General features: G+C 74.5%; 25 protein-coding genes. 9 read left to right on the top strand and 16 right to left on the bottom strand.

The window, feature by feature from the left end; translation table 11 throughout:
- Positions 1 to 2: 2 nt before the first annotated feature.
- Positions 3 to 938, bottom strand: coding sequence for an alpha/beta hydrolase (locus ACF1AL_RS27480; protein WP_391827841.1), 936 nt, complete (start codon positions 936 to 938; stop codon positions 3 to 5).
- 126 nt (positions 939 to 1,064) lie between these two features.
- Between ACF1AL_RS27480 and ACF1AL_RS27475 the strand changes: the two genes are divergently transcribed.
- A complete protein-coding gene (locus tag ACF1AL_RS27475) occupies positions 1,065 to 1,526 on the top strand; it encodes a hypothetical protein (RefSeq protein ID WP_391827839.1) in 462 nt (153 codons plus the stop codon).
- A 40-nt stretch (positions 1,527 to 1,566) separates the two neighbouring features.
- Here ACF1AL_RS27475 and ACF1AL_RS27470 read toward each other — a convergent pair whose 3' ends face one another.
- From ACF1AL_RS27470 to ACF1AL_RS27435, 8 genes are all read right to left on the bottom strand, one after another.
- A complete protein-coding gene (locus ACF1AL_RS27470) occupies positions 1,567 to 2,199 on the bottom strand; it encodes a LysE family transporter (RefSeq protein WP_391827837.1) in 633 nt (210 codons plus the stop codon).
- Between the two features lie 157 nt (positions 2,200 to 2,356).
- A complete protein-coding gene (locus ACF1AL_RS27465; protein ID WP_391827835.1) occupies positions 2,357 to 2,821 on the bottom strand; it encodes an ALF repeat-containing protein in 465 nt (154 codons plus the stop codon).
- A gap of 182 nt (positions 2,822 to 3,003) precedes the next feature.
- Entirely contained in the window at positions 3,004 to 3,987 is a 984-nt protein-coding gene (locus ACF1AL_RS27460) for a helix-turn-helix domain-containing protein (RefSeq protein ID WP_384212213.1), read from the bottom strand.
- A gap of 230 nt (positions 3,988 to 4,217) precedes the next feature.
- Entirely contained in the window at positions 4,218 to 7,013 is a 2,796-nt protein-coding gene (locus ACF1AL_RS27455; protein ID WP_391827833.1) for an ATP-binding protein, read from the bottom strand.
- Positions 7,014 to 7,032: 19 nt separating this feature from the next.
- Positions 7,033 to 8,058 (bottom strand): helix-turn-helix domain-containing protein, encoded by a 1,026-nt coding sequence (locus ACF1AL_RS27450; RefSeq protein ID WP_391827831.1) that lies wholly within the window; start codon positions 8,056 to 8,058, stop codon positions 7,033 to 7,035.
- 181 nt (positions 8,059 to 8,239) lie between these two features.
- Complete coding sequence (locus ACF1AL_RS27445) at positions 8,240 to 10,504, bottom strand: ATP-binding protein (RefSeq protein ID WP_391827829.1); 2,265 nt, start codon at positions 10,502 to 10,504, stop codon at positions 8,240 to 8,242.
- An 86-nt stretch (positions 10,505 to 10,590) separates the two neighbouring features.
- Positions 10,591 to 10,932 (bottom strand): GNAT family N-acetyltransferase, encoded by a 342-nt coding sequence (locus tag ACF1AL_RS27440; RefSeq protein WP_391699472.1) that lies wholly within the window; start codon positions 10,930 to 10,932, stop codon positions 10,591 to 10,593.
- Positions 10,929 to 11,882 (bottom strand): pirin family protein, encoded by a 954-nt coding sequence (locus ACF1AL_RS27435; RefSeq protein WP_391827827.1) that lies wholly within the window; start codon positions 11,880 to 11,882, stop codon positions 10,929 to 10,931. Before ACF1AL_RS27435 ends, ACF1AL_RS27440 begins: the two co-directional genes overlap by 4 nt.
- A 97-nt stretch (positions 11,883 to 11,979) precedes the next feature.
- Between ACF1AL_RS27435 and ACF1AL_RS27430 the strand changes: the two genes are divergently transcribed.
- On the top strand, positions 11,980 to 12,468 hold the full coding sequence (locus ACF1AL_RS27430) for a carboxymuconolactone decarboxylase family protein (protein ID WP_366840329.1): 489 nt from the start codon (positions 11,980 to 11,982) through the stop codon (positions 12,466 to 12,468).
- Positions 12,469 to 12,591: 123 nt separating this feature from the next.
- Positions 12,592 to 13,386 carry an SDR family oxidoreductase gene (locus tag ACF1AL_RS27425; protein WP_366840328.1) on the top strand — a complete coding sequence of 265 codons (795 nt, stop codon included), beginning with the start codon at positions 12,592 to 12,594 and terminating at the stop codon, positions 13,384 to 13,386.
- Between the two features lie 67 nt (positions 13,387 to 13,453).
- On the opposite strand, the gene ACF1AL_RS27420 is transcribed toward ACF1AL_RS27425, so the two are convergent.
- Together ACF1AL_RS27420 and ACF1AL_RS27415 are read right to left on the bottom strand one after the other, a co-directional pair.
- On the bottom strand, positions 13,454 to 14,167 hold the full coding sequence (locus ACF1AL_RS27420; RefSeq protein ID WP_391827825.1) for an alpha/beta fold hydrolase: 714 nt from the start codon (positions 14,165 to 14,167) through the stop codon (positions 13,454 to 13,456).
- An 18-nt stretch (positions 14,168 to 14,185) separates the two neighbouring features.
- Positions 14,186 to 15,157, bottom strand: a complete 972-nt coding sequence (locus ACF1AL_RS27415; protein WP_391827823.1) for an alpha/beta hydrolase — start codon at positions 15,155 to 15,157, stop codon at positions 14,186 to 14,188.
- A 325-nt stretch (positions 15,158 to 15,482) separates the two neighbouring features.
- On the opposite strand from ACF1AL_RS27415, the gene ACF1AL_RS27410 reads away from it, so the two are divergent.
- Together ACF1AL_RS27410 and ACF1AL_RS27405 are read left to right on the top strand one after the other, a co-directional pair.
- Positions 15,483 to 16,223, top strand: a complete 741-nt coding sequence (locus ACF1AL_RS27410) for a YoaK family protein (RefSeq protein WP_391827821.1) — start codon at positions 15,483 to 15,485, stop codon at positions 16,221 to 16,223.
- Positions 16,224 to 16,269: 46 nt separating this feature from the next.
- Positions 16,270 to 16,728 carry a TIGR03618 family F420-dependent PPOX class oxidoreductase gene (locus ACF1AL_RS27405; RefSeq protein WP_386420786.1) on the top strand — a complete coding sequence of 153 codons (459 nt, stop codon included), beginning with the start codon at positions 16,270 to 16,272 and terminating at the stop codon, positions 16,726 to 16,728.
- On the opposite strand, the gene ACF1AL_RS27400 is transcribed toward ACF1AL_RS27405, so the two are convergent.
- Positions 16,725 to 17,663 (bottom strand): RNA polymerase sigma-70 factor, encoded by a 939-nt coding sequence (locus tag ACF1AL_RS27400; RefSeq protein ID WP_391699485.1) that lies wholly within the window; start codon positions 17,661 to 17,663, stop codon positions 16,725 to 16,727. The two genes, ACF1AL_RS27405 and ACF1AL_RS27400, sit on opposite strands and share 4 nt — an antisense overlap.
- Before the next feature lie 205 nt (positions 17,664 to 17,868).
- Here ACF1AL_RS27400 and ACF1AL_RS27395 point away from each other — a divergent pair, with 205 nt between their 5' ends.
- Positions 17,869 to 18,381 carry a carboxymuconolactone decarboxylase family protein gene (locus tag ACF1AL_RS27395; protein WP_391778407.1) on the top strand — a complete coding sequence of 171 codons (513 nt, stop codon included), beginning with the start codon at positions 17,869 to 17,871 and terminating at the stop codon, positions 18,379 to 18,381.
- Positions 18,382 to 18,469: 88 nt separating this feature from the next.
- On the opposite strand, the gene ACF1AL_RS27390 is transcribed toward ACF1AL_RS27395, so the two are convergent.
- The 3 genes from ACF1AL_RS27390 to ACF1AL_RS27380 are packed head-to-tail and all read right to left on the bottom strand — an operon-like array spanning position 18,470 to position 20,893.
- Positions 18,470 to 18,934 carry a hypothetical protein gene (locus tag ACF1AL_RS27390; protein WP_391699488.1) on the bottom strand — a complete coding sequence of 155 codons (465 nt, stop codon included), beginning with the start codon at positions 18,932 to 18,934 and terminating at the stop codon, positions 18,470 to 18,472.
- Positions 18,927 to 20,588, bottom strand: a complete 1,662-nt coding sequence (locus tag ACF1AL_RS27385; RefSeq protein WP_391827819.1) for a helix-turn-helix domain-containing protein — start codon at positions 20,586 to 20,588, stop codon at positions 18,927 to 18,929. The genes ACF1AL_RS27390 and ACF1AL_RS27385 overlap by 8 nt, the downstream gene beginning before the upstream one ends.
- A complete protein-coding gene (locus tag ACF1AL_RS27380) occupies positions 20,585 to 20,893 on the bottom strand; it encodes a helix-turn-helix domain-containing protein (protein WP_391827817.1) in 309 nt (102 codons plus the stop codon). The genes ACF1AL_RS27385 and ACF1AL_RS27380 overlap by 4 nt, the downstream gene beginning before the upstream one ends.
- A 255-nt stretch (positions 20,894 to 21,148) precedes the next feature.
- On the opposite strand from ACF1AL_RS27380, the gene ACF1AL_RS27375 reads away from it, so the two are divergent.
- From ACF1AL_RS27375 to ACF1AL_RS27365, 3 genes are all read left to right on the top strand, one after another.
- Entirely contained in the window at positions 21,149 to 21,643 is a 495-nt protein-coding gene (locus ACF1AL_RS27375; protein WP_391827815.1) for a lamin tail domain-containing protein, read from the top strand.
- A 93-nt stretch (positions 21,644 to 21,736) separates the two neighbouring features.
- Entirely contained in the window at positions 21,737 to 22,342 is a 606-nt protein-coding gene (locus ACF1AL_RS27370) for a hypothetical protein (RefSeq protein WP_391778404.1), read from the top strand.
- A 76-nt stretch (positions 22,343 to 22,418) separates the two neighbouring features.
- A complete protein-coding gene (locus ACF1AL_RS27365; RefSeq protein ID WP_391827813.1) occupies positions 22,419 to 23,117 on the top strand; it encodes a DUF5701 family protein in 699 nt (232 codons plus the stop codon).
- Positions 23,118 to 23,161: 44 nt separating this feature from the next.
- Here ACF1AL_RS27365 and ACF1AL_RS27360 read toward each other — a convergent pair whose 3' ends face one another.
- Positions 23,162 to 25,546, bottom strand: coding sequence for a phosphoketolase (locus ACF1AL_RS27360; RefSeq protein WP_391827811.1), 2,385 nt, complete (start codon positions 25,544 to 25,546; stop codon positions 23,162 to 23,164).
- Between the last annotated feature and the right edge of the window lie 3 nt (positions 25,547 to 25,549).

The raw sequence follows: 25,549 nt of genomic DNA, 5'->3' as shown, positions 1-25,549 counted from the left end.
CGTTACCGCCCCACGGTGGACAGGAACTCCTGCTGGCGCCGCAGTTCACGCTCGGTCACGGTCAATGGAAACAGGGTGAAGCCGTGCATGGCGCCGGCCACCACACCGAGGCACACGGGCGCGCCGGCCACCCGCCACCGCTGGGCGAGGAACAGCGAGTCGTCCAGCAACGGGTCCTCGGTGCCGACGACGATGCGGGCCGGCGGCATCCCGGCGAGGTCGGCGAAGAGCGGTGAGACCTGGGGGTCACGGCGTTGCTCGGCGCTCATGCCCGGGGTGAACAGGTCGTAGGTCCGCCGTAGAGACTCCGTGTTGCTCACCAGCCTGCGGGAGAAGGTGCGCTGACTGGGCGTCATGGACAAGTCGTACGGCCCGAAGAGCAGATGGGCGCCCCGGAACGCGCCCGTGATGCCGTGCCGGTCGCGCAGCCGGAGCAGCGTGAGCACGCTGAGGTGGGCGCCGGCGGACTCACCACCGATCAGCAGCCGTTCGGTGCCGAACTCGGCCAAAGCGTGCCGTGCGAGCCACCGGGCGACGATCTCGCAGTCGTCGGGTCCGGCGGGAAACGGGTGCTCGGGTGCGAGCCGGTAGTCGACGCTCACAACGGCGAGCCGTGCCCGCTGAGCGAGCGCCCACAGTCTCTCGTCCTGTCCGTCCGCGGAGCCGAACGTCCAGCCGCCGCCGTGCAGATGGAGGTACACGCCGTCGACGTGCTCCGGAACGAAGACCCGCACCCTCACCCCGCCGCTGACCACCCGGTCCTCGCCCTGTGCCAGCCGCACCGGCGGCGTGTCACCGCCGAGCCGGTTGCGCCGGAGCGCGGCCAGGGCGGCGGCGTCCAGCCCCTCGTCCCGCGCCGGCCGGCGCGCGGCACCGGCCTCGAACTCGTCGTTGAAAGCGAGCGTCTCCGCGAGGCAGTCCTCGTCTGTGATCACCATGCGGCCCACCCTCGCACCCGCCCGCGACACCGTCATGTCACCTTTTGAGCGAGAGCTGCGTCACACCGGCGGGCGGTCGGCCTCTCGGCACCTTCCACCACCGGACGCCCGTGACAGCATGCGGCCATGCCCTTCCCGCACCCCGACGGTGACTACGCGATCACGGTGATGTACTCCGTACCCGACGAGGCCTGGTACCTGGAGCTGGACCAGGCGGCCGGACAACGCAACCTCGTGACCGCCATCGTCCCCGACGAGGACCCGGCGCGGGAGCCCACGGTGTGTTTCTCGCCCCAGGAGCCGCACACGGACGTGCCCTACGAGGTCATGCGCTGGTTCATGGACCAGGTGGAGCGGGAGATCCGGGTCTCCCGCGCCTGGATGCGGCTGCGGCCCGAACTCGTCGACGTCATCCACCGGTTGCGCCAGGAACATCTCGGCTCCGTCGACGACGACACGTTCCCGCACGTTCTGGCCGAGGTGCGCGCCGAGGTGCCCGAGGACGACCTCGCCACCGTCCTCGAGGCCGCGTTCGGGCGCAGGCCCGACGGCACCACCGTGGACGAAGGGCCTTCGCCCGCGCCGTGACGTGCGGCCGAGGTGGTGACGCCGGGCCCGTGCGGCGTGTTCAGGGGCGGGTGGCCGGCAGGTGGACGGCGAGCGCGGTGATCACCGTGCTGGAGAGCAGGGCGGTGCACAACCGGCCGCGTGGGCCGGTCAGCAGGCGGCCGAGCAGCGCTCCCCCGCCGGCCAGGAGCAACTGCCAGCTCGCGGAGGCCAGCAGGGCCGCGAGGACGAAGACGGCCTTGTCCGCCGGGTGCGGCGCGGTGGTGCCCTGGCCGCCGAGCACCAGCGCCGCGAAGTAGATCACGGTGATCGGGTTCAGCAGCGTGATGCCCAGCAGGGACAGATACGCCCGCGACGCGCGCGGCGGCTCCCGGTCGGCGCCGGCCGTGCCCGACCGCGCGCGGTACTGGACGACGGCTGTCACGGCGCCGCGGCAGGCCAGCGCGAGGAGCACCAGCGCCGACGCCCAGCGCAGGGGCAGCGTGACCGGTTCGACGACCGGGGCGAGCGCCGCCCCGCCGAGGACGGCGACCAGGGCGTACAGGCCGTCGGCCGTCGCCACGCCGAGTGCGGCACCGGCGCCGACCCGCAATGATGTGCGCGCCGTCAGCGCCACGAGGTACGTCGCGACGGCTCCCACCGGCATGGCGATGCCGTAGCCGGCCAGGAGCCCCGCGACGAGGGCCGCGCTCACCGTCGGCGCGCGCTCGGCCTCCGCGGACGGCCCTGCTGCTGTCGGCCCCGCCCCGCGGTCGTGCAGGAGGTCGCCGGCAGCACGGAAAGGGTCGTCGTGGTCATGGGCAGAGCCTGGGCCACGTCCGGCCGGCCGGGCAACCGAATTACGCCCTGACTCACACCTCGTACCGGCCGTGCTCCAGGAAGTACCGCAGCGCCTCGGGCGAGCCGTCGTCGAGGGCCCGCCCGGCCGCCGCGCGCAGCGCGTCGCTGATGGTCGGGTCGGCGAGGATCCGGGCGATGGCCACGCGGTCGTCCTCGGCCTGGGCCAGGCGGTAGCCCGTCTCCAGGAACGCCCGCAGCGCCTCCGGCGAACCGTCGTCCAGCGCCTTCGTCGCCTCCCGCACCACCGCCTTGTCGTTGCGCTGCTGCGCGATGCCGAGAATGCGGAAGACGGCGACGCGGACGTCGTCGTCGGACATCTCGTCCACCGGCGTGGTCACCGTGCCGGTGTCCGCCGTCGCCGCCACGCTCGTGGGCGAGGTGCCGGCCGTGTCGGCGGCGAGGGCGGGAGTCGCGAGCAGGAGGGCCGGCGCCAGGGCGGCGGCTGCGACGGTCAGGGCGGCGCGGGTCGGCTTCACGGGTGAACCATCCTTCCGGAGATCGGGACGCGGGATCTTCCCCCAGTCGCGGGCCATGGTCACCCGTTTCCCACCCGGACTTCACTGCCGTCCGCCGGAAATCTTCACCGCTCGTCGTTGCCGTTCCGCCCCCCCTCGCCGCCGGCAAGGCGCGGCGGCGTCAGGTCCCCTGAGCGAACCGTCTACGCCGTGAGCAGCCCTCCGCCCGTCGGGCAGCCGTCGCGCCACTCGCTCGGCGAGCAGCCGTAGAGGGACCTGAACGCGCGGCTGAAGTGGGCCGCGTTGGGAAAGCCCCACCCGCGGGCCACCGCGGCGATGGTGCGGCCTGCGCGGCCCCGGCGCAGCAGTTCGCGTGCGCACTCCTCCAGACGCCGCCGCTGGATGAGCCGGTGCACGGTCGTGTCCTCGCCCTCGAACAGCACGTGCAGGCGGCGCAGGGAGATGCCGTGGGCTGCGGCGACGCGCGCCGGTGAGAGATCCGGGTCCCGCAGGTTCCGGTCGATGTGGGCGCGGATCTCGCCGACGAGCGGGTCCCGCGGCGCATCGGACGCGGCGGCGTCGCCGTGCCCGCGGGTCTGCTCGTCGACAAGCGTGGCGACGAGGCCGGCGAGGGCGCCGGCGAGACGTTCCCTGACGTGGCCGGCGAACCGGGCCGCCCCGCACGCGACGTCGGTGGTCAGGGGCCGCAGCAGTGCCGCCACGCCGTCGGCCGCCGGGATGGCCCGGCCCGTGACGTGCCGGACGTGGGGCGCGGACGGCCCCAGGGCGCGCCCGGGCAGCCGCAGCCCGTACAGGTGGAACGGCGTGTGCTGGTCCAGGGAGAAGGGCCGGCGCAGGTCGAGGAGCGCCAGCTGACCGGGGTGTACGACGGCCCGGCGGCCGTCCTGCCGGACGGCGGCGGTGCCCTCCTCCTGGGCGAGCAGGACCAGGTGGTCGTCCCGGGCGTCGGAGACCAGCCGGGCGGTCCGGTCCAGGCGCAGCGGCCCGGCCCGCAGGGACAGCAGCCGCAGGTGGCCGACGTCGCCGGAGGCCAGCGTGCCGTGGAAGTCCGCCGGACCGGGGCGCGGTACGACCTCCACGGGGGCCAGTCGCCGCCGTACCGCGTGCTCCCACTGGCGGGCCCGGTCCGCGGCCGGCATCGACGCCGTGCTCACCTCGTCGTCCATGGCCACCCCTCCGCTGCCGCTTCCGGCCCGGGCGGCCGGATGTGTGCGCGCCTTCAGCCTGGCCGGGGGCGGCGGGGAGGGGGTAGGTCATATGACCCGTCTCGTACGGGCGGCGTGACCTGTCGGCCCACGGGGTGACGCGGACACCGGCCGCGGACATCGTCGTCCCGGGGCACACCGGCGGACACGTGGTGGCCGGCCGTCCACGGCCGGCAGCACCGCGCTGGACATCACCGCCCGGGTGCCGTCCCCTCCAGTGCCCGGGCCAGGGCCGCGCGGGTGGTGATCCCGAGCTTCGGGAAGGCCTTCGCGAGGTGTCCGCCGACCGTGCGCGGCGACAGGCTCAGCCGGGCACCGATCTCCTTGTTGGTCAGGCCGTCCGCCGCGAGCCGCGCGATCCGCAGTTCCTGCGCGGTCAGGGACGCCGGTCCGCCGGCCGGGGTGCCGGCGTGCCGCAGTTCCCGCTCGGCCCGCTCGGCCCAGGGGGTGGCGCGCAGCGCGCGGAAGGTGTCCCGGGCCTGCTCCAGCGTCCGCCGGGCCCGCGGGCGGCGCCGGTCGCGCAGCCGGACGCCGTGCGCCAGCCGCAGCCTGGCCCGTTCGAACGCCCAATGGTCGGCGCCGGGGACGGCGTACGCGGCGTCGTACAGCGCGTCGGCGTCCTCGTCGGCGGCGGCGAGCGCACGGGCGGCGGCCAGCAGGAACGCGTGGTGCGGGGAGATGTCGCCCATGCGTGCCGCGCGGCCCGCCGCGACGTGCGCCCGGGCCTCGGCGGTCCGTCCGGTGCGCAGGGCCGCGTCGACGAAGTCGAAGAACGGCAGGTGGAACCAGGGCAGTCCGGGCGGCAGCACGCCGGGCGGGGTGAGGCCGGCGAGGGCGGTGTACGCCTCCTCGTCGCGGCCGTGGGCGAGGGCGGCCAGGGCGCGCAGGTGGGTGAGGTGGTCGGCGACGAACGTCATGCGGGCCCGCTCGGCCACGGGCCGCACGGCACGGTCCACGGCGAGCAGGGCCTCCTCCTCGCCGCGTCCGGCGAGGAAGTGGGCGTAGTGGTGCCGGAAGAGCAGGGCGTTGCAGTGGTAGCCGAGGGCGTCGGCGGCCTCGGCCTCGCGCAGGCACACCTCGGCCTGGTCCCAGTGGCCGCGCAGATAGTTCTGGTACGCGCCGGCCTTGGCGATGCTGCCCTGGGTGGCGTAGGCGTGCTGGCCCAGGAAGCGGCGCCACAGCGACGCGTCGGCCATGTCGATCGCGGTGGCGGTCCACAGCAGCAGCCAGGCGGCCCCGGCCTGCTGTTCGTGGCTCATGCCGGCGGCCGTGGCGCGCAGTTCGGCGCCGGTGCCGTGGGCGGTGCGGGCGGGGTCGGACCAGGCCCGGCGGCACAGGTCGGCGAGGGGGGACACGCGGTGCCGGTGGGCGCGCAGGGCGGTCCAGCCGCGTGCGTCGCCCGTGTAGACGGTCGCCAGCAGCAGCTTGAAGTAGACCTGTTCGGCGAGGTCGTCGAAGGGACCGCTGCCGGGGCCCGTGTCCGGCAGGGCGGCCAGGGCCTGCGGGAGCAGGGTGAAGGAGGACTCGAAGTCGACGTGGTGGCTCTGGTCGACGTAGACCACGGCGTAGGCGTGCAGGGGTGCGCTGTCGGCGGGGACGGGTGCGTGCCGCAGTTCGTCGACCAACTTCGCCGCGTACGGCAGGCGTCCGCCGCGGGCCGCCATGGCCGCCGCCCAGGTCAGCCGGCGGGCGCGGGCGGCGGGGTCGGTGCTCAGGGCGGCCGCGCGGTGCAGCAGCAGGGCCCCTTCGGCGTCGCCGCCGCGCAGCGCCAGCCGGCGGCCGGCCTCCTGCAGGCGTGCGGCGAGGTCCTCGTCGGGCAGTACGGCCGCGTCCGCCAGGTGGCCGAGCGCGCGGGGGTCGTCGGGCGGCAGCGCGGCGGCGAGCCGGTGGTGGGCGGCCCGGCGTGCGGAGCCGGAGGCGCGGGCGACGACGGCGCCGCGCACCAAGGGGTGGCGGAAGGTGATCCGCCCGTCGGTGTCCAGGCGGGCCAGGCCGCTGGTCTCGATCTCGTCGAGCACGTCGTCGGCGCCGAGCGGGTCGGGGCCGGCCGGTGGGGCGCAGGTCGCCCACAGCGCGGTCGTGCCGCCCAGCGCCGCGTCCAGCAGCACTTGGGCGGCCGCGCCGGACAGGCGCTCCAGGCGGGGTGCGAACAGCCGCTCCAGGCGGTGTCCGAGCGGGAAGCGTCTCGGCAGCGGCATGACGCCGCGGGCCTGGTCGGGGTGCAGGTGCACGGGCAGTTCGACGAGGGCCAGGGGGTTGCCGGCCGCTTCCTTGAGGATGCGGTCGGCGGTGGTGAGGGCCAGGTGGGGGTGACGGGCGCGCAGCAGGGTGCGGGCGTCCTCGCCGTCCAGGGCGCCGAGGTCGACCACGGTGCCGGGACGGCTCTGCGCGGCGGGACCCTCGGGGCGGCCGGCGCTGACGAGGGCCAGCGGCACCTCGGCGGTCCTGCGCTGCAGGAAGGCGAGGACGGCGGCGCTGGAGGAGTCCACCCACTGCAGGTCGTCCACGAGGACCAGCACGGGACGCATACGGGCCTCCCCGGCGAGCAGGGCCAGCACGGCGGCGCCCACCAGGAAGCCGCCGCGCACCGGCTCCGCGGCCTGCCCGAGGGCGAAGGCGAGCGCCCGTCGCTGGGGTTCCGGCAGGGCCCGCATCCGGCCCGTGAGCGGCCACAGCAGCTGGTGCAGCGCGCCGAACGCCACGCCGGCCTCGGCCTCGGAGCCCACCGCGCGCACCACGGTGAAGTCCAGCGAGCGTGCCTCGGCGTGCAGCCAGTCCAGCAGCGCGGTCTTGCCGATGCCGGCCTCGCCCTGCAGGAGGGTGCCCGTGCCGCCGTTGCCCGACCGGGCGGCGTGCAGGACGCGCCGCAGCAGGGCCTTCTCGGGTCCGCGTCCGGCGAGCGGCGGTCGGTCCGGGGTGTGCGCGTCCCCGGGCGGCCGGACCTGGGGCAGGAGCGGGTGGCTGCCCGGCTGGTCCTGTGGTGTCACTGCGGGCTCCGGTGCGGGGTCAGGCCGCACGGGACGGGGTCCGGCCGGCACCGGGGGTGGTGCGCCCGGTGCCGGCCACGGGCGCGGCCGGGTCGTGCCCGGGCTGCTCCTCGTGCGCCGTCCTCAACTGCCGCCATTCGCGTGGGGCGTGACCGTACAGGCGGCGGAACGCCCGGCTGAAGTGGGCGGCGTTGACGAAGCCCCAGCGGTGCGCGACCGCCGCCACGGCCGGCGCCTCCCCTCCGCCGCGGGCGAGTTCGCGGGCGGACTCCTGCAGCCGGCGGCGCTGGATGAGCCGGGCGACGGTGACGCCCTCCGCCTCGAAAAGCTTGTGCAGGTAGCGCACGGAGATGTGGTGGGCGGCGGCGACCGTCTCCGGAGTCAGGTCCGGGTCCGTGAGACGGCGGTCGATGTGGTCGCGGACGCGCAGCACGAGCGCGCGGCGGCCGTCGCCGTCGCCGCAGAACGGGCTGCGCTCGGCGACCAGTGTGCCGACGAGGTCCTCGACACCGGCCGCGAGCCGGGCGGCGACGGCCGGGCCGTACGTCTGGGCCGGGTCGAGCAGCCGGAGGAGGAAGGGGCCGAGGAGGGCGCCGATCCCGTCCGTGGCGGGGATGGTGGTCACGGTGACGGCGCGCAGTTCCGCGTCGGAGAGCTGCAGTCCGGGACGCGGCAGGTGGACGATGTGGCCGGCGAAGCGCTCGGGGAAGTCGAGGGTGTACGGCCGTGCCGTGTCGTAGAGCAGCAGGTCACCGGCGTGCGCGACGGCGTGGCGGCCGTCTTGGAGGAGGGTCGCCGTGCCGGCCGTGAGGACGAGGAGCGCCACGCACGCCTCTGCAGGTGCGGACCGGCCGAGGCGCTGCGCCTCCCCCTCCAGGGAGCGGACGCGCAGATGCCCGAGGGTGCGGGCGCTGATCCGCCCGCTGAGGGGCCGGTCGCCCTGGGGTGTCACGGTCGTCGGCGTCCGGGCCGCGGCGAGCGCGGTCCGTCGGCGGTCGACTCCGTCCGCGGCGCTGTCGGCCTCCGTCGCCGGCGCGAGCTCCACTGCGCTCTCCCTTCTGTTCTGCAGGCAATCAACCAGTCGGCGGGCGGGGGGCACCAGGCACTCTGCGGGCAGAAACGGGAGCTGCCGGGTGGCGCGGGAGGTGTGCGCGCAGGGAACAGTGCCGTGCGCGCCGGGGCAGGTCGGACCGTTGGTGCGCCGCTAAAGTGGCGAAGCCGCCGCGTCAGCCGGTGTCCAGGCGGGCGAGCCGGGCGCGGGCGTCGGCGACCCGGTGCGGGTCGGCGTCGGGGCCGAGCGCGATGCAGCGGGTGAGCACCTCGCGGGCCTCGGTGAGGCGGCCGGCGGAGGTGAGCACGTCGCCGAGCGAGGTGAGGTAGCGGCTCTCCAGGGCGATGTTGCCGTCCGTGTGCGAGAGTTCGACGGAGGCCCGCAGGTGCTCGACCGCCTCGTCCCAGCGTCCGAGGCGGCTGTAGCTGCGGCCCATGCCCGCGAGGGCGCTGATGCGCGCGAACGTGGCGATGTGCTCCTCGACGCGCCCGCCCGCCTCGTCCAGCCGGGTCAGCGCCTGCCGGTAGCCTTCGACGGCCTCCTCGCTGCGTCCGGCGCCCTCCAGGTGCAGGGCGTGTCCGAGCAGCCCCTGGACCACGCCGTGCAGGTCTCCGGCGGCCTCGAACAGCGCGACGGCGCGGGTGATGTGGTCGGCGACCGGTGCGTCCTCGCCGAGCAGGCGGTGGGCCCAGCCGGCGTAGTGGTGCGCCCAGGCCTGCTGGACGGTGTCGCCGGCCCGCCGGGCGGCGGCGAGCGCACGCGCGGAGTACTCCAGGCTGTCCCGGGGGCTGCCCTCGCACAGCAGCACGGCCCAGGCGTAGTAGTTGAGCTGGGTGGCCTCCAGCAGGGGGTCGCCGAGCGCCTCGGCGGAGCGGACGGCGGTGCCGAAGACCTCGGGCCAGTGTCCCCAGAAGATCCACTGGTCGGAGAACCAGTGCAGGGATTCGGCGACCTCGACGACGGTGGCGTGCGCGCCGTCCGCGGCGGCGGCGTGCAGGGCGGCGAGCCAGTTGGCGGCCTCGGTCTGCAGCCAGGCGCGGGCCTTGTCGGCGCCGGAGAGGTCCACCGTGCCCCGCCAGGTGGCGGGCGGCGCCCCGTGGCCGGGTTCGTACCACCGGCCCGCCACGACGGCCGTCTCCAGCAGCCAGCCGTACATCGAGCGGCGGGCCCGCTCGGCGTCCTCGGCGCTCTCCTCCTCGGCCAGCCGGGCGCGGCCGTACAGGCACAGCAGGTCGTGCAGCCGGTAGCGGTCCCCGGTGACGCCGAGCAGGCCGGCCTCGACCAGTTCCTCCAGGGTGTCCTCGGTGTCGTACAGGTCCTGGCCGGTGAGCCGGGCGGCGCAGGCGGCACCGACGTCGGGACCGGGGACGAGGGACAGCCGCCGGAAGAGGCGGGCCGCGGTGGGCGTGAGCTGACGGTACGACAGGTCGAACGCGGCCGCGACGCGGACGTCGCCGGCGGTCAGCGCGTCCAGGCGGCGTTCCTCCCGGGCCAGCCGGTCCGCGAGGCGGCGCACGCTCCAGCCGGTGCGGGTGGCCAGCCAGTTGCCCGCCACCCTGAGCGCGAGCGGGAGGTGCGCACACAGCCGGGCGACCTCCTGAAGGGCCTCGGGTTCGGCCGTGGCGCGTTCCTCGCCGACCAGCGAGGTCAGGAAGGCGGCCGACTCGGCGGGTTCGAGCCGGCCGAGCGGCAGCCGGTGCACGTCGTCGAGGCCGGTGAGCATGCGGCGGCTGGTGATCAGGACGAGTGCGCCGCCCGCGCCGGGCAGCAGCGGGCGCACCTGGGCCTCGTCGCGGGCGTTGTCCAGGACGAGCAGGCAGCGCCGGTCGGCGAGGACCTGCCGGTAGAGGGCGGGGTGGGCCTGGGGTCCGGGCTTGGCCAGGTCGCGGTCGGGCACGCCGAAGGCCTTGAGGACGCGGACCATCAGTTCCGTGGGGGCGGGCGGGGTGTCGTCGGTGCCGCGCAGGTCGACCAGCAGCTGGCCGTCGGGGTACCGGTCGGCGAGCCGGCGGGCGGCGCGCAGGGCGAGGGTGGTCTTGCCGGCGCCGGGTGCGCCGTGGACGGCGACGACGACGGGCTGGGCGTGCGCGGGCCCGGTCTGCGGCTCGGCGAGTTTCTCCAGGCGGTCGAGTTCGTCGGCGCGGCCGACGAAGTCGTCGATGCCGCGCGGGAAGGAGCGCACGCCGACGGGGCTGTATCCGGGGGTGCGGCCGGCCCGGGCGGCGGCGAGCAGCCGTTCCCGCTCGGTGTCCCCGAGGCCGAGGCCGTCCGCGAGCGCGGCGACCGTCCGCCGCTGCGGGGCGGCGCGCCGTCCGCGTTCCAGGTCGCCGATGCCGCGCACGCTGACCCCGGACGCCTCCGCCAGGGCCTCGATCGTCAGTGACTGCGCCAGCCTCAGCTCCCGCAGCAGCGGCCCGAAGGCCGCCTCGTGCGCGGACATGCCCGCCCCTTCCACCCCACCTCAGTGCTTGAACATTGTAGGAGATGTGAAGGTCTTCTCGATCAAGAAGGGGGCGACCGGCCGGTTCACTTCAGGACGGACTCCAGCCACTGGACGATCTCGGGCGTCACGGGGTCGGCCAGGTCGGCGAACTCCTCGTGCCGAGACAGGTACTTCTTGACGTAGGGGCACACCGGAACGACGCGCAGGCCCTCCTCGCGCACGGCGGTCAGGGCCTCCCCCACGAGCCGGGAGGCCAGGCCCTGCCCGGCGTACGCCTCGTCGGTCTCGGTGTGGAAGAACACGCGCTGGTCGCCGTGGTCCCGGTAGGCGGTGAGGCCGGCCCGGGCCGTGCCGACCCGGATCTCGTAGCGGTGCCGCTCGGGTACGTGCCGCACGGTGACGGTGGCGTCGGTCTGCTCGGTCATCGCTGTCCCTTCGTGGACGGGGTGGGGTTCTTGCGGGGGCTGAGGGTGGCGTTGGGGAGCACGGGGGCGGGGAGCCGGTCGCCGTCGTAGCCCTCGACGCGGCCGAAGCGGTCCGACTCGGCCTGCCACGCCTCGCGGGCCCGCACGATGTCGTCGTTAGTGCGGCCGATGAAGTTCCACCACATGACGATCTCCTCGTCGAACGGCGGGCCGCCCAGCAGCACCAGCCGGGCCGGCTCGGCCGCCCGGTTGGTCAGGGTGAGGGTGGTGCGGCCCGGTTCGGTGTAGCCGAGTTCGGCCGGCCGCAGCGCGGCGCCGTCGAGGAGCACGTCGCCGGTGTCGACGAGGACGCCGTGCTCGAAGGCGGCGTCGACGCCGAGTGTGAGCGTGGCGCCCGGGTCCACGCGCAGCTCCGCGCCGAGCAGCGGGGTGAAGGTGCGCACCGGGGAGGTGTCCCCGGCGAGGGTGCCGAGGAAGACGCGGGCCTCGCCGCCGTTCAGGGGGACCGGGGCCGGGACGTGGTGCTGGAAGTCCCGTGCCGTGTCGCGGTGTTCCTCGGGCAGGGCGACCCACAGCTGCACGCCGTGCAGGACGGTGGTGGCGGGCGTGGACACCTCGGAGTGGCAGATGCCGTGTCCGCTCGTCATGAGGTTGAGCTCGCCGGGCCGGACGAAGGCGTGCGCGCCGAGGCTGTCGCGGTGCTCGATCTCGCCGCTGAAGAGCCAGCTGACGGTCTGCAGGCCGATGTGGGGGTGCGGGGCGACGTCCATGCCGCCGCTCGCGGCCACGTCGTCGGGTCCGTAGTGGTCGGCGAAGCACCAGGCGCCGATCAGCGTGCGGGCCCGCTGCGGCAGGGTGCGCCGGACGCGCATGGCGCGCGGACCGCCCAGGGGCACGTCCCGCGGGGTGAGGACCTCGATGTCGGGTGGGGTCGCTTCCGTAGCGCTCACCGGTCTGCTCCTTCCCCGAGCAGGAAAGTTCGATTTTCAACATTCACGGGATGATGATAGGACGTACCTCGGCAGACGGCGCGATGAAGGAGATCACGTGGCAGAGACGGTGACGGCGACCCCCGGCCGACGGGTGTTCGTCGACAAGCAGAGCCCGGACGCCTATCGCGCACTGACCGCGACCGCCGAAGCGGTCCGCGCGGTCGCCGCCGAGGCCGGACTGGACCGCGTCCTGGTCGAGCTGGTCAACCTCCGCGTCTCGCAGCTCAACGCCTGCGCCTTCTGCCTCGACCTGCACACCCGGGCCGCCCTGCGCGCCGGCGAGACGACCCGGCGGCTGGCCGTGCTCCCCGCCTGGCGCGACACCGAGCTGTTCACCCCGCGCGAGCGCGCGGCCCTCGCCCTCGCCGAGGCCACCACCCATCCGGCGGACGCCGAGGCGCAGACCGCCGCCTACGCGCTCGCCCGCCCGGTCCTGTCGGACGACGAGATCTCCGCCGTGATCTGGGTGGCGATCACCATCAACGCCTTCAACCGCGTCTCCGTGCTGAGCAAGCACCCGGTACGGCCGGCACCCGCCCACTGATCGCACCGGCGGCGGCCGGACGACCACCCGCCCGCCGCCGGCCCGGCATTGCGCACGGCCGACCCGCTCCCCCGCGCCTAGCATGCGAAGGCACGCAAGGTCACCTGAGGGAGAGTCGTCGCCATGCGCATCGATCTGACAGGACGGACCGCTCTGGTCACCGGTTCCACCCAGGGCATCGGCGCGGCCATCGCCGCCGGTCTCGCCCGGGCCGGGGCCCGGGTGGCGCTCAACGGCCGCACCGAGCAGCGCGTGAACGACGCGGCGGCCCGGCTCGCCGAGGAGGTGCCCGGCGCCGACGTGATCCCCGTCGCCGCGGACGTCTCGGACGAGCAGGGCACGGCCCGCCTGGCCGAGGCGCTGCCCCACGTGGACATCCTCGTCAACAACCTCGGCATCTTCGGCGCCGCCGACCCGCTGGAGATCACCGACGACGAGTGGCGTCGCTACTTCGAGGTCAACGTGCTCACCGCCGTGCGGCTGACCCGGCTGTACCTGCCGGGCATGACCGAACGCGGCTGGGGGCGGATCCAGTACATCGCCAGCGACTCGGCCGTGGTCATCCCCGCGGAGATGATCCACTACGGCATGTCGAAGACCGCGCTGCTCGCCGTCGCCCGCGGGTTCGCCAAGCAGGCGGCCGGGACCGGCGTGACGGTGAACTCCGTCATCGCCGGCCCCACCCACACCGGCGGCGTCGAGGACTTCGTGTACGAGCTCGTCGACCGGGACCTGCCCTGGGACGAGGCCCAGCGCGCGTTCATGCGCCGGCACCGGCCGCAGTCGCTGCTGCAGCGGCTGATCGAGCCGGAGGAGATCGCCCACATGGTGGTCTACCTCAGCTCGGACCAGGCCTCCGCGACCACGGGAGGGGCGCTGCGGGTGGACGGCGGCTACGTCGACTCCATCCTGCCCTGAACCGCCCCTGCCCGACGGCCGGTCAGAGGCGGTACGAGCTGGGGGTTCCGCTCTCCCGGCCGGCCGGTCACGCCGTGGCGCGGACCGCCTCACGGATCAGGTCGGCGACCTCCTCGGGCCGGGAGACGGCCACCGCGTGGGAGGCGCCCTCCAGCTCGACGATCGTCGCCCCGGCCCGCTTGGCGCCGAAGCGCTCCACCTCCGGGTTGATGGCCTCGTCGGCCGCGGCCACCAGCGCCCAGGACGGCTTGGTCCGCCACGCGGCGGCGGAGGCCGTCTCCTCGAACGCCGCGGCGGCTAGCGGCCGCTGGGCCGCGGCCAGCACCTTCGTGGTCCCGGCCGGCACGTCCGCGGCGAAGACGGACGGGAAGGCCTCCTCGGCGATGGTGACCTCGACGGCCGGTTCACCGTCCGGCCCCGGGTAGGTCCACTGCTTGAGGTTGCTCACCAGCGGGGAGAGCGGGAAGCGGCCCTGCAGCTCACCGAGGCTCTCGCCCTCCTCCAGCACGTAGGCGGCGACGTAGACGAGGCCGACGACGTTGTCGGCGGTGCCGGCCACCGTGATGAGGGCGCCGCCGTAGGAGTGCCCGACGAGCACCACGGGGCCGTCGATCTGCGCGGCGACCGAGGCGATGTAGGCGGCGTCGGAGGCGAGGCCGCGCAGCGGGTTGGGCGGGGCGATCACGGGGATGCCGTGCCGCTGGAGGTGGTCGATGACGCCGGTCCAGCTGCCGGCGTCGGCGAAGGCGCCGTGGACGAGGACGACGGTGGGCGTGGTCATGAGGTGTGGTCCTTCGGGTCAGGCGCCGTGCAGGGCGGAGTGCAGGGTACGGACGGCCATCGTGATGGCGGCTTCGGCGGCATGGGTCTCGCGCAGCGCGTTGAGCATCACGAAGTCGTGGATGATGCCCTGGAAGCGGACGGCGGTGACGGGGACGCCCGCCGCGCGCAGCTTGTTGGCGTAGGCCTCGCCCTCGTCGCGCAGCACGTCCGCCTCGCCGGTGATGACGAGCGCCGGGGGCAGGCCGGCGAGCTGCTCGGTGGTGGCGCGCAGCGGGGAGGCGGTGATCTGGGCGCGCTCGGCCTCGTCGGTCGTGTACTGGTCCCAGAACCACTGCATGCCGTCGCGGCGCAGGAAGTAGCCGGTGGCGAACTGGTGGTAGGACGACGTGTCGAAGTTCGCGTCTGTCACCGGGTAGAACAGCACCTGCTGACGCAGCGGGAGGCCGCCGCGCTGCTTGGCCATCAGGGTGAGGGCGGCGGTCATGTTGCCGCCCACCGAGTCGCCGGCGACCGCCAGGCGCGTGCCGTCCAGCCCCCGGCCGGCGCCCTCGTCGACGATCCAGCGGGCGACGGCGTAGTTCTGCTCGATGGCGACCGGGTAGCGGGCCTCGGGCGAGAGGTCGTACTCGGGGAAGACGACGGCGGCCTCGGCGCCGACGGCGAGTTCGCGCACCAGGCGGTCGTGGGTGTGGGCGTTGCCGAACACCCAGCCGGCGCCGTGGATGTAGAGGATGACGGGCAGGGTGCCGGTGGCGCCGGCGGGCCGGACGATCCGCGCGCGGACGCTGCCGGTGGGCCCGCCCTGCACGGTCACCCACTCCTCGTCGACGGCCGGCTTGGCGATCTCCCCGGACTGGACCTCGTCGACGGCCTTGCGGCCCTCCGCGGGGGTCAGGTCGAACAGGTAGGGCGGGTTGGCGGTCGCCTCGGCGAACGCGGCGGCCGCGGGTTCCAGCACGGGCTGCGCGGGCACGACGGCATCGGACATGTCTTGCTCCTGGCTGTGTGGGTCGAAATACGCCGGTGAGTCACGCTAAAGCCGCCGGGTGACGCCGGATTGCCGACGCGCGCACCACCGCTTTCCCGACCGTGCACGGGAGTGCTTCCCGCCCGCCGAAGGGGTGGGCGGCGCGGAGAATGGTGGAGCGCGGGCGGAAGCCGCCGCCCGGCCGTGAACGGGGGCCGGGGACGGCTCGCCGCCCGGACCACGACGTACGTGGGGAGCGTGCGGCTCGCCGTCGCCACCACGGTGTGCGAGGGGAGCGTGGCGGCTCGCCGCCGGCGCCACGAGGGGCCCGAGGAGAGGATGACCGATGAGCCGGATGCTGACGGACGCCGTGCGGGGTCTTCGGCCGGCCTGGGGGGAGCGGCACGGGCCGCTGCCCGCGCTGCTGCTGACGCTGACCGCGGTCACCGGTCTGGTCGACGCCGTCAGCTACCTGGGGCTCGGGCGGGTCTTCGTCGGCAACATGACCGGCAACGTGGTCTTCCTGGGCTTCGCCCTCGGCGGCACGGCCGGCCTGTCCGCCCTGGCGTCCGTCGTCGCGCTGGGCGCGTTCCTCGCCGGCGCGGCCGCCGGAGGCCGGGTCGCCGACCGGCACGCCACGCACCGCGGGCACCTGCTGCGCGCGGCGACCGGCCTGCAGACGGTGCTGGTCGCGGTGACCGTGGCGGTCGCCGCGGTCCAGGACACGCCCATGACGCCCGCCGTCCGGTACACGCTGATCGTGTTCCTGGGCCTCGCCATGGGGCTGCAGACCGCGGTGGCCCGGCGGCTGGCGGTGCCGGACCTCACCACGACCGTGCTGACGCAGACGCTGACGGGCCTGGCCGCCGACACCCCGGGCGGCGGCGAGCCGTCCCGCCCGGGCCGGCGCCTGCTGTCGGTGCTGGCGATGTTCGCGGGCGCCCTCGTCGGTGCGGCCCTCGTGCTGCACGGCCACCTGGTGGCGGCCCTCGCCCTGACCCTGGTCCTGCTGGCGGCGACCTGCGGGGCCGTCCACCGCCTGTCGGCCGGCGAGGCCGCGTGGGTCCGGCCGGAGCGGAAGGCGTGATCCTCGCGCGTGAAATAGCAGAGGACGTACGAGGGTTGAGCGGATCATGACTCAAGGACCGGCACCGCGCCCCCTGGCCGACCAAGCGCTTCAGGACCTCCTCGCCAGAGGGCGCTTCGGCACGCTCGCCACCGTCAAACGCAGCGGCCACCCGCATCTGACCACGATGCTGTACAGCTGGGACCCCGAGGCCCGCCTCGTGCGGTTCTCGACGACGGCCGACCGGGTCAAGGTCGGCCACCTCAGGCGCGACCCGCGCGCGTCCGTGCACGTCCAGGGTGACGACGTGTGGTCGTTCGCCGTCGCCGAGGGCGAGGCGGAGGTGTCCCCGCCCACGACGGCCCCCGGCGACGAGGTCGGCCGGGAACTGCTCGCGATGGTCCCGCCGGAGGCGAGGCCGGCGGACGAGGCCGCCTTCCTGGAGCAGTTGGTCGCCGAGCGCCGCGTGGTCGTCCGGCTGAAGGTGCACCGGCTGTACGGCACGGCGCTCGACGTCGATGGCTAGCGGCTGACGACGGTCTGCCGGCCCACCCGCGCCAGCTTCTCCGGGTTGCGCACGTGGTAGAGGCCGGCGACGCGGCCCTCCTCGATCCGCACCGCCAGCACGCCGTCCAGCTCCCCGTCCAGCCGTACGAGCAGCCCGGCGCCGCCGTTGACCCGCACCGGTTCCACCGACCGCTTCAGGTGGGTCATACGCCAGCCGTTGGCCAGCAGACGGGCCACCTCCTCGGCACCGACCACGGGGTGCAGCAGGGCGCGCTTGACTCCGCCGCCGTCACTGAGGACGACGACGTCGGGCGCGAGGATGTCGAGCAGGCCTTGCAGGTCGCCCGTGTCCAGGGCTTGCTGGAAGGCTTCGAGCACGGCCTGGGTCTCGGCCGGGGAGACGACGCCGCGCGGCCGCCGGGCGGCGACGTGCGCCCGCGCCCGGTGGGCGATCTGGCGCACGGCGGCAGGCGTCTTGTCGACGGCCTCGGCGATCTCGCCGTACTCCAGGCCGAACACCTCACGCAGCACGAACACCGCCCGCTCGGTCGGCCCGAGCGTCTCCAGCACCAGCAGCATCGCCATCGACACGCTCTCGGCGAGCTCCACGTCCTCGGCCACGTCCGGCGCGGTCAGCAACGGCTCCGGCAGCCACGGCCCGACGTAGGACTCCCTGCGCCGGCTGAGCACGCGCAGCCGGTCCAGTGCCTGCCGGGTGACGATCCGCACCAGGTAGGCGCGCACCTCGCGCACGGTGGCGGGATCGACGCCGGCCCAGCGCAGCCAGGCCTCCTGCAGCACGTCCTCGGCGTCGGCGGCCGAACCGAGCATCTCGTAGGCGACGGTGAAGAGCAGGTTCCGGTGGGTGACGAAGGCCTGGGTGGCGAAATCGGCGCGGGCGGCGGGGTCGAGCGGCCCGCCCGTGCCCGCCGTGGGTTCGTTGTGCTCGCTCATGTCCGGCTCCCGCCTGCTCGCTCTCGGTTCCACACGCACGGGACGTCGCCGGGCCGCGCCGTGTGACAGCGGTGGCCGGTGACCCTCGTCACATCGCCGTGCTGTCACAGCGGCCGGGGCGCGGTCGTCTCGTGCTCGTCAGACCGCCGCGCCGACGCCCGGCGCGGCGGCACACCGTGAGACGAGTACGAGAAGGGACCACCCCATGTCCACGCCCACCACGACCGGCGAGGCGACGGGCCGGCAGCGGTCGCGCATGTCCAACCCCCTCCCCCACATCCCCGAGGTGACGGACATCGCCCGGAGCCTGCACAAGATGGTCCACAACGGTTCCCTCCCGCAGGCCACCATCGGCCTCGTGCACCTACGCGTGGGGCAGATCGTCGGCAGCTCCTACTTCACCCTGGCCCAGGCAGACGGTCTGCGGGAGGCCGGCGAGTCGGAGGAGCGCGTCACCGCCGTGGCGACCTGGCGTGACGCGCCCTGCTTCAGCGAGGCCGAACGGGTCGCGCTGGAGCTCGCGGAGGCCGTGCTCACGCCGAACCCGTCCGGGGAGCGCGTTCCCGACGAGCTGTACGCCCGGGCGGCCGCGCTCTACGACACCAAGGCGCTGTGGACGCTGGTCGCGGCGATCGGCTCCATCGGCTTCTTCACCCCGGCCGCCCTGATCGCCAAGCCGATCCCGGGCCTGCCCCCGGGCCGCAACTACACCGACTGACGCCCGCGCGGAGCAGGGCGGGCCCTCAGCGACCGCGATCGCGCCGACGGCACCCGGCCCCGGGGACCGCCCGCCCTCTCCTGCTCGCTCACGACGGCCAGGTCACCGAGCCGTCACGCACCAGCAACGGCCGGGGCCGGGTGTCCTCGTACGCCCGGATCCCGCCCAGTTCGACGCTGCCGTCGGGGCGCCGATGGCGGTCGTCGGCCCGGGCGGCGAGCCAGACGAGAAGGTCGCCCAGCCCGGCGAATCCGTCCGGGTGGATCTCCTGACGGCTCGTCAGCGTCCAGCCGCCGCCCTCCCGCACGAGGGCGGAGTGCAGCACCCCGCCGACCCTGAACGCCTCACCGTGGCCGGCGAGAAGGGGCTCCGGGTGGTTCTCGACCACGGGAACGCCGTCGTCGTCCACCACCACGAGCGGGAACTCGGTGACGATGCGCAGGGTCCCCGGCTCGGGGCCGGTGCCGAGGTGCCAGCACAGCTCCGCGCGCTCCTGATCGGACAGCCCGTCCCTCAGGCCCACCGAGAGCGTCAGCTCGAAGAGGTCAGCCACTGTCGCCCTCGCTCACCGTGTAGACGTCCTTCACCTTCACCTCGGTGACACCGCGCCCCTCGGGGAACACCGCCCGCCAGTCACCGATGACATGGAGTTCGTCGGTGCCCATCGCGCGGACCACCAGCAGTCCTTCGTCGTAGGCCCGGTGCGCCTTCCACCACAGGTTCACGAACGCCTGCGAGCGGATCAGGTGCATCCAGTCCGTGCGGTACAGCTCGCGGTTGTAGTTCGACTCCCCCATCGTGGAGACGAACTTGGAGTACATCGCCTTCACGTACTCCAGCGTCACCTCGTCGCCCTCGGCGATCGCCCGCTCCCGGGCGTCCTTCAGCGCCACGCGGAACTTCTCCAGCAGGTTCTCCGTGGCCCCCGAGGTCCAGGACTCGTGGATCTCCGGCGGGTCGCACAGGCCGTACCGGGGGCCGGAGAGCCGCAGCAGCAGACGCAGGGTGGGCTCGGTGACCCACAGCGGCCCCGGCTCGTCCCGGCTGCCGATCGGGTTGGGCAGGTACGCGTCGTGCTCCCACGCGGGCGGCGTGACGAGGTGGACGCCGGCGCGGCGGCGGTCGTGGTGGTTGCCGACGCTGTGCTCCAACTGCCCCAGCGGCAGGTGGGTCTTGAGCGCCGACAGATAGGCGCCGTTGACGTCGAGGGCGGTCACCTCGTGCTCGCCGGGCGGCAGATGGCTGCGCGCCCACTTGGGGCGGGCCTCCCAGATCTGGTCGGCGCCGCGCGCGCTCTGCTTGCGCAGGATGTCCGGCAGCCAGGGGTGGGCGACGATCTCGTAGCGGCCGCCCTTGCGGGTCGCGTCGAGCAACGCCATCGCATCCGGGATGGCCCGCTTCACCAGCGCCTTCGTCGCCTCCTCGACGTCGCCCTCGTGCTCGGCGAGCGCGGAGGCCACGGCCGCGGCGATCGGATCCGGGCCGTCGGCGCGCTGGAGGCGGCGGCCGACGGGGACGACCCGCACCTCGGAGGGGGCAGGCCGGCGGGGCTGTCGCGCCGGCGCGGAGGGCCGTGTCTCGACAGCACGCGAGGGCGGGCCGGCCTGCGAGGACGGGCCGGCCTGCGGGGGCGGGCCGGCCTGCGGGGGCGGGCCGGCCTGCGGGCGCTGGGCGGTCGGCGCGGGCCGGGCCGCGCCGCACTCGGCGGGGTCCAGGTGCTGCGGGAATCCGGCCACCTGGTGCGCGGCGGGCTGCCCGCACAGCACGCAGGGCTCGGGCACGGCCAGGGCGCCGACGTCGTCGACGTCGTCCTCGGCGGGAGCCGCCTCGGGCCGGAGGGCGTGGCCGGACTCGCCGCCATCGTCCGCGGGCGTCGCCTCGCCCCCGGATGTCTCGTCGTCCGCCGTCTCCTCGACCGCCGGCTCCTCGTCAGCCGTCTTCTCGCCCGAGGTGTCGTCCGCGGCGGCGGCCAGCTTGGTCCGGGCGCCGTTGAGGAAGTACGCGTACTTCTCGCGGACTTCGCCGCTCGGGTCGCGTCCGCTCTCCCAACCGCCGACCGTGGACGGGCTCACGCTCAGGGCCTGCGCGAGCTGCGCGCGGGAGACGTTCAGTTCCTCGCGCAGGGCGCGCCGCTCCTCGGCGGGCGGGAGCGGCACCTCTTTCCTGGCCCCGGCCAGCAGGGCGTCGATCGCCTCGAAGTCGCTCATCGCGCCCCTCCGTCCGCCACGGCCTCCCCGGCCGGCATGCCGGTGCGGCGGCCGGGAACCCGCCGGCGCTCCCCGGGCAGCGCCTCGACCGCACGGGTCGGTCCGGCCAGGAGATCGAGCACGTCGATACCGTAGTGCGCGGCCACCGCGTCGCAGTGCGCCAGGCTCCACGCCGCCGCACCGGACTGACGGCGGCTGACCTGCGCCTGACTCACTCCGAGGCCGGCGGCGAGGTCGGCCTGCGACTCCCCCGACGCATACAGCAGGGCGGCCACAGCGGACCGCACCGTCTCATCGAGCCCCATCACCACGAGGGCCACTCTACCGCGCGAAAGGCATGGGCTATGCGGATCCCGCATAGCGACACGCGGTGCCGCCGGGCGACCCGCGACACGGGTGACGGCCCGCGCGACGGCCTCCGTGACGCCCCGCGCAACGGCCCGCGTGACGACTCGCAAGGACCGATCGTCTTCACAATTTCAACACATTGCCAGCACATCGTATTTACGCCAGGTAGGCTCCTCGCCGCATCATCGCCATACCTGAGGGGGGATCACCTCATGCGCTTGCGCTACGCCATCGCGGCCTCCGTCGCGTCCTCCGGGATGCTGGCCGCTCTCGCCGCCGCGCCCGCCCAGGCCACCGAGTACTCCTCGGCCCTGAAGATCAAGGGCGTCCAGTACGACGCGCCGGGCCGGGACAGCAACCGCTGCAACGGGGGCAACACCAAGGACGAGTACCTGACGATCAAGAACTACTCGCGGACGACCGTCAACCTCAAGGGGTACGTCGTCAAGGACGCCGCCGGCAACAAGTTCACGTTCACCGCGAGCCACGTGCTGGAGCCCGGCGACTACGTGCGGCTGCGCGGCGGCCGCGGCACCGACTCCGACCGCGACAACGTGGTCTACCGCCAGAACTGCAACTTCATATGGAACAACGACAAGGACACCATCTACCTGTACAAGCCGGGCGGCGCCCGGGCCGACGTCCACGCGTACACCAAGAGCGCCGATGACCGGGACGGCAACGGCTACATCACGTACCACGACTGAGCCCCGTACGGCCTGAGGCGGGCCGGTCGCGGGGGCAGACCCCTGCGGCCGGCCCCCCGGCCCCGGACGACCATCGCGACAGGGAGGTACCAGGTGGACGTGGCGGACGACGTGGAGGTCGCGCTCTCCCGTGAGCAGTGGCAGCGGCTCGTGGCAGCGCAGGCGGCCTACACCGCGACGGTCAGCCCGCACTACGACGAGGTCCTGCACCAGGTCACCGAGCGCGCGGTGCGCGACGGCTCGCTCGGCAAGGCGGAGATCGGCGCCCTGCTGCTGTGGAAGCGCCTCAGGGGCGACACGCCCTGGGCGGGTGAGCTGATGGCGCTCCCCGACACCGACGTGCGCAGGGCCACGGGCGCCGCCGTCACCGCCGTACGCAACACCTTCCTCGGCCGCGGTGCCGCAGCCCGCGCCGGCCGTGCGGCGCTGGGCGGACTGCCGGGATTCCGCTCCGGCGACGCGCTCGCCTCGGCCGTCCTCACGGCGGCCGCGCCCGCCCGCATGGCCGTCTACGACCGTCGCGCGCACACCGGGCTGCGCCGCCTGGGCATCACCCTCACCGACACCCCCGGCCGGTACGGCCGCTACATCGGGATCATCGACCGCCTGCTGGCCACGGCCCCGGACCCGGTCCGCACCTGGACCCCGCGCGAGGTGGACACGGCGCTGTACTTCCTCGCCCGCGACGCCGACGACTAGGGCCGGTCGCGGGAACCTTCCCGAGCGCCCCTTCGTTGCCCCGGGGTCTCTCCTCGTCCTCGACCCCGGGAGCATCGTGTCCGACGCCGCGCACGCACCGTCCACCGTCCACTCCACCCTGCCCTCGCTGCCCGCACTCCCGGCGCCGAGCGCTCAGGCCGAGCGGTTGATCGAGCTGGGGGTGCAGGAGGCGGCGGGGCTGTCCGCCGCCGAGGTGCGGGCCTTCGCCAAGGCCGCCGAAGGGGACGCGGGCAGCGCGGGGGCCCTGCTGGCGGTGCACCCCGACCGGGCCCCCGCCTCCGCCCTCGCCCCGCTGCTCCGCCACGACGGCAGGCCCGGCTTCGTCGTGGCCGACATGGCCGACGTCGACCTCTTCGCGCCGCTCGACGGCGTCCCGCTGCCCGACGCCCCGCTGTACCTGCTCACCGGCCTCGACCGGGGCGACGACATGGCCGACTGGAGCCCGAACGAGGCCCTGCCCGCGCTCACCGCACGGCACCGCACGCCGCTGCTGCTCACCGAGGGCATCCACTGGGTGCTGCAGCAGCCCCAGGTCCTGGAGCGCAACCACTGCTTCATGACCATCGGTTCCCGGCTGCGCAAGGCCGGCGGTGCGCTCGACGCGCGCACCCCGGCGCTCTGGATCAGCAACGGCACCGGGCGCGACGGCCGCGACCGCCGCAACGCCCCGAAGGTGGGCTGGTGCTGGGCCGGCAACCGGCACACCTGGCTGGGCTTCGCCTCCGCGACCGGCCGGCGGCTTCCCTCGGCGTAGGCGGCCGCGGGACCGGCTCGCCTGGAAGGGCCCCGGGCGGCCGCTCAGCCGTCCCAGGTCCAGTCGGCCACCTCCGGCAGGTCGGTGCCGTGGGCGCGGATCCAGTCGTGGTGCCGCTGCCGCACGTCCTCCATGCGCTGCCGTACGGCCGCGGCCCGTACGGCCAGCCCGGGGACGCGGTCGATGACGTCCATGACGAGGCGGTAGCGGTCGAGGTCGTTGCCCACGACCATGTCGAACGGCGTGGTGGTGGTGCCGATCTCCTTGTAGCCGCGCACATGCAGGTTCCGATGGCCGGTGCGGCGGTAGGCGAGCCGGTGGATGAGCCACGGGTAGCCGTGGTAGGCGAAGATGACCGGTTTGCCGGCGGTGAACAGCCCGTCGTACTCGAAGTCGCTCATGCCGTGCGGGTGTTCCTCGCGCGGCATGAGCCGGGCGATGTCGACGACGTTGACCACCCGCACCGCCAGCTCGGGCAGGTGCCGGCGCAGCAGTTGTGCCGCGGCCAGCACCTCCTGCGTGGGCACGTCGCCGGCGCAGGCGAGGACGACGTCGGGTTCGCGGGTGCTGTCCTCGGTGCCGGCCCAGTCCCAGATCCCGGCGCCGCGGGCGCAGTGCGCCCGAGCCTGGTCGAGGGTGAGCCAGTCGAAGCAGGGCTGCTTGCCGGCGACGACGACGTTGACGTAGTCCCGGCTGCGCAGGGCGTGGTCGGCGACGGAGAGCAGGGTGTTGGCGTCCGGCGGGAAGTAGACGCGGACGGCCTCGGGGGACTTGTTGAGGATGTGGTCGACGAAGCCGGGGTCCTGGTGGGAGAAGCCGTTGTGGTCCTGCCGCCACACATGGGAGGTGAGCAGGTAGTTCAGGGACGCGATGGGGGCGCGCCACGGCAGCCGGCGGGTCACCCGCAGCCACTTCACGTGCTGGTTGACCATCGAGTCCACAATGTGCACGAACGCCTCGTAGCACGAGAACAGGCCGTGACGGCCCGTCAGGAGGTAGCCCTCCAGCCAGCCCTGGCAGGTGTGTTCGGAGAGGATCTCCATCACGCGGCCGTGCCGGTCGAGGTGCTCGTCCACTGGGAGCGTCTGCGCCTGCCAGGCCTTGCCGCTCGCCGCGTAGACGGCCTGGAGCCGGTTGGATGCGGTCTCGTCGGGGCCGACGAGCCGGAAGTCCCGCCGCTCGGCGGTCGCCGCCATCACGTCCTGGAGCAGGTCGCCGAGGACCCGGGTGGGTTCGTGCAGGGTGGAGCCGGGCTTGTCGACGGGGACGGCGTACTTCTCCAGCGGCGGCAGCGGAAGCGAACGCAGCAGGAGACCGCCGTTGGCGTGCGGGGTGGCGCCGAGCCTGCGGCGGCCGGCGGGAACGCAGGCGAGGACGTCCGGCCGGGGGCGTCCCTGCGCGTCGAAGAGTTCGTCGGGGCGGTAGGAGCGCAGCCAGGCCTCCAGCTGCCGCAGGTGCTGCGGGTTGTCGCGGACGGCCGCCAGCGGAACCTGGTGCGCGCGCCAGGTCCCGGCCACGGGCAGCCCGTCGACCTCCGGCGGACCGGTCCAGCCCTTGGGCGTGCGCAGGACGATCACCGGCCAGCGCGGGCGCTCGGTGGCCCCGTCCTCGCGGGCGGCCCGCTGCAGCGTGGCGATCCGGTCGAGTGCGGTGTCCAGGGCGGCGGCCAGCGCGCGGTGCACGGCGGCGGGCTCGTCACCGGTGACGTACAGGGGGTCGTGGCCGTAGCCGCGCAGGAGGTCGTCGAGCTCGTCCTCGGGCAGCCGGGCCAGCACCGTCGGGTTGGCGATCTTGTAGCCGTTGAGGTGGAGGATCGGCAGGACCGCTCCGTCGTGCACGGGGTCGAGGAACTTGTTGGAGTGCCAGGACGCGGCGAGGGGCCCCGTCTCCGCTTCTCCGTCCCCGATGACGCAGGCCACGACCAGGTCGGGGTTGTCCAGCGCGGCGCCGTAGGCGTGGGAGAGCGCGTAGCCGAGTTCGCCGCCCTCGTGGATCGAGCCGGGCGTCTCGGGCGCGACATGGCTCGGGATCCCGCCGGGGAAGGAGAACTGCCGGAACAGCCGGGCCATCCCCGCGGCGTCGCGGGTGACGTCGGGGTAGGTCTCGGTGTAGGAGCCCTCCAGCCAGGAGTTCGCCACCACCGCGGGGCCGCCGTGGCCGGGCCCCCAGATGCACAGGGCGTTCAGGTCGCGGGCCCGGATCACCCGGTTGAGGTGGGTGTACACCAGGTTGAGGCCGGGCGAGGTGCCCCAGTGGCCGAGCAGCCGCGGCTTGATGTGCTCGGGGCGCAGCGGCTCGGTGAGCAAGGGGTTGTCCATGAGGTAGATCTGGCCGACGGCCAGGTAGTTCGCGGCGCGCCAGTGGGCGTCCAGCGTCCTCAGTTCCTCGTCGCCGAGGCGAGCGGGCGCCTGCTGGGTGTCGACGGACATGTC

It is taken from the genome of Streptomyces sp. NPDC014801, assembly GCF_043082085.1.
GTDB lineage: Bacteria > Actinomycetota > Actinomycetes > Streptomycetales > Streptomycetaceae > Streptomyces.
Note: the sequence above shows the minus strand (reverse complement) of the source record. Positions and strands in the feature narration are given on the sequence as shown.

Bases quoted from the DNA above. Each gene is read 5' to 3' on its own strand.
- ACF1AL_RS27375 (WP_391827815.1), top strand. From the start codon at position 21,149: ATGCGCTTGCGCTACGCCATCGCGGCCTCCGTCGCGTCCTCCGGGATG.
- ACF1AL_RS27445 (WP_391827829.1), bottom strand. From the start codon at position 10,504: ATGTCCGCGCACGAGGCGGCCTTCGGGCCGCTGCTGCGGGAGCTGAGG.
- ACF1AL_RS27380 (WP_391827817.1), bottom strand. From the start codon at position 20,893: ATGGGGCTCGATGAGACGGTGCGGTCCGCTGTGGCCGCCCTGCTGTAT.
- ACF1AL_RS27395 (WP_391778407.1), top strand. From the start codon at position 17,869: ATGTCCACGCCCACCACGACCGGCGAGGCGACGGGCCGGCAGCGGTCG.
- ACF1AL_RS27480 (WP_391827841.1), bottom strand. From the start codon at position 938: ATGGTGATCACAGACGAGGACTGCCTCGCGGAGACGCTCGCTTTCAAC.
- ACF1AL_RS27385 (WP_391827819.1), bottom strand. From the start codon at position 20,588: ATGAGCGACTTCGAGGCGATCGACGCCCTGCTGGCCGGGGCCAGGAAA.
- ACF1AL_RS27460 (WP_384212213.1), bottom strand. From the start codon at position 3,987: ATGGACGACGAGGTGAGCACGGCGTCGATGCCGGCCGCGGACCGGGCC.
- ACF1AL_RS27405 (WP_386420786.1), top strand. From the start codon at position 16,270: ATGACTCAAGGACCGGCACCGCGCCCCCTGGCCGACCAAGCGCTTCAG.
- ACF1AL_RS27425 (WP_366840328.1), top strand. From the start codon at position 12,592: ATGCGCATCGATCTGACAGGACGGACCGCTCTGGTCACCGGTTCCACC.
- ACF1AL_RS27360 (WP_391827811.1), bottom strand. From the start codon at position 25,546: ATGTCCGTCGACACCCAGCAGGCGCCCGCTCGCCTCGGCGACGAGGAA.
- ACF1AL_RS27440 (WP_391699472.1), bottom strand. From the start codon at position 10,932: ATGACCGAGCAGACCGACGCCACCGTCACCGTGCGGCACGTACCCGAG.
- ACF1AL_RS27420 (WP_391827825.1), bottom strand. From the start codon at position 14,167: ATGACCACGCCCACCGTCGTCCTCGTCCACGGCGCCTTCGCCGACGCC.
- ACF1AL_RS27475 (WP_391827839.1), top strand. From the start codon at position 1,065: ATGCCCTTCCCGCACCCCGACGGTGACTACGCGATCACGGTGATGTAC.
- ACF1AL_RS27400 (WP_391699485.1), bottom strand. From the start codon at position 17,663: ATGAGCGAGCACAACGAACCCACGGCGGGCACGGGCGGGCCGCTCGAC.
- ACF1AL_RS27410 (WP_391827821.1), top strand. From the start codon at position 15,483: ATGAGCCGGATGCTGACGGACGCCGTGCGGGGTCTTCGGCCGGCCTGG.
- ACF1AL_RS27415 (WP_391827823.1), bottom strand. From the start codon at position 15,157: ATGTCCGATGCCGTCGTGCCCGCGCAGCCCGTGCTGGAACCCGCGGCC.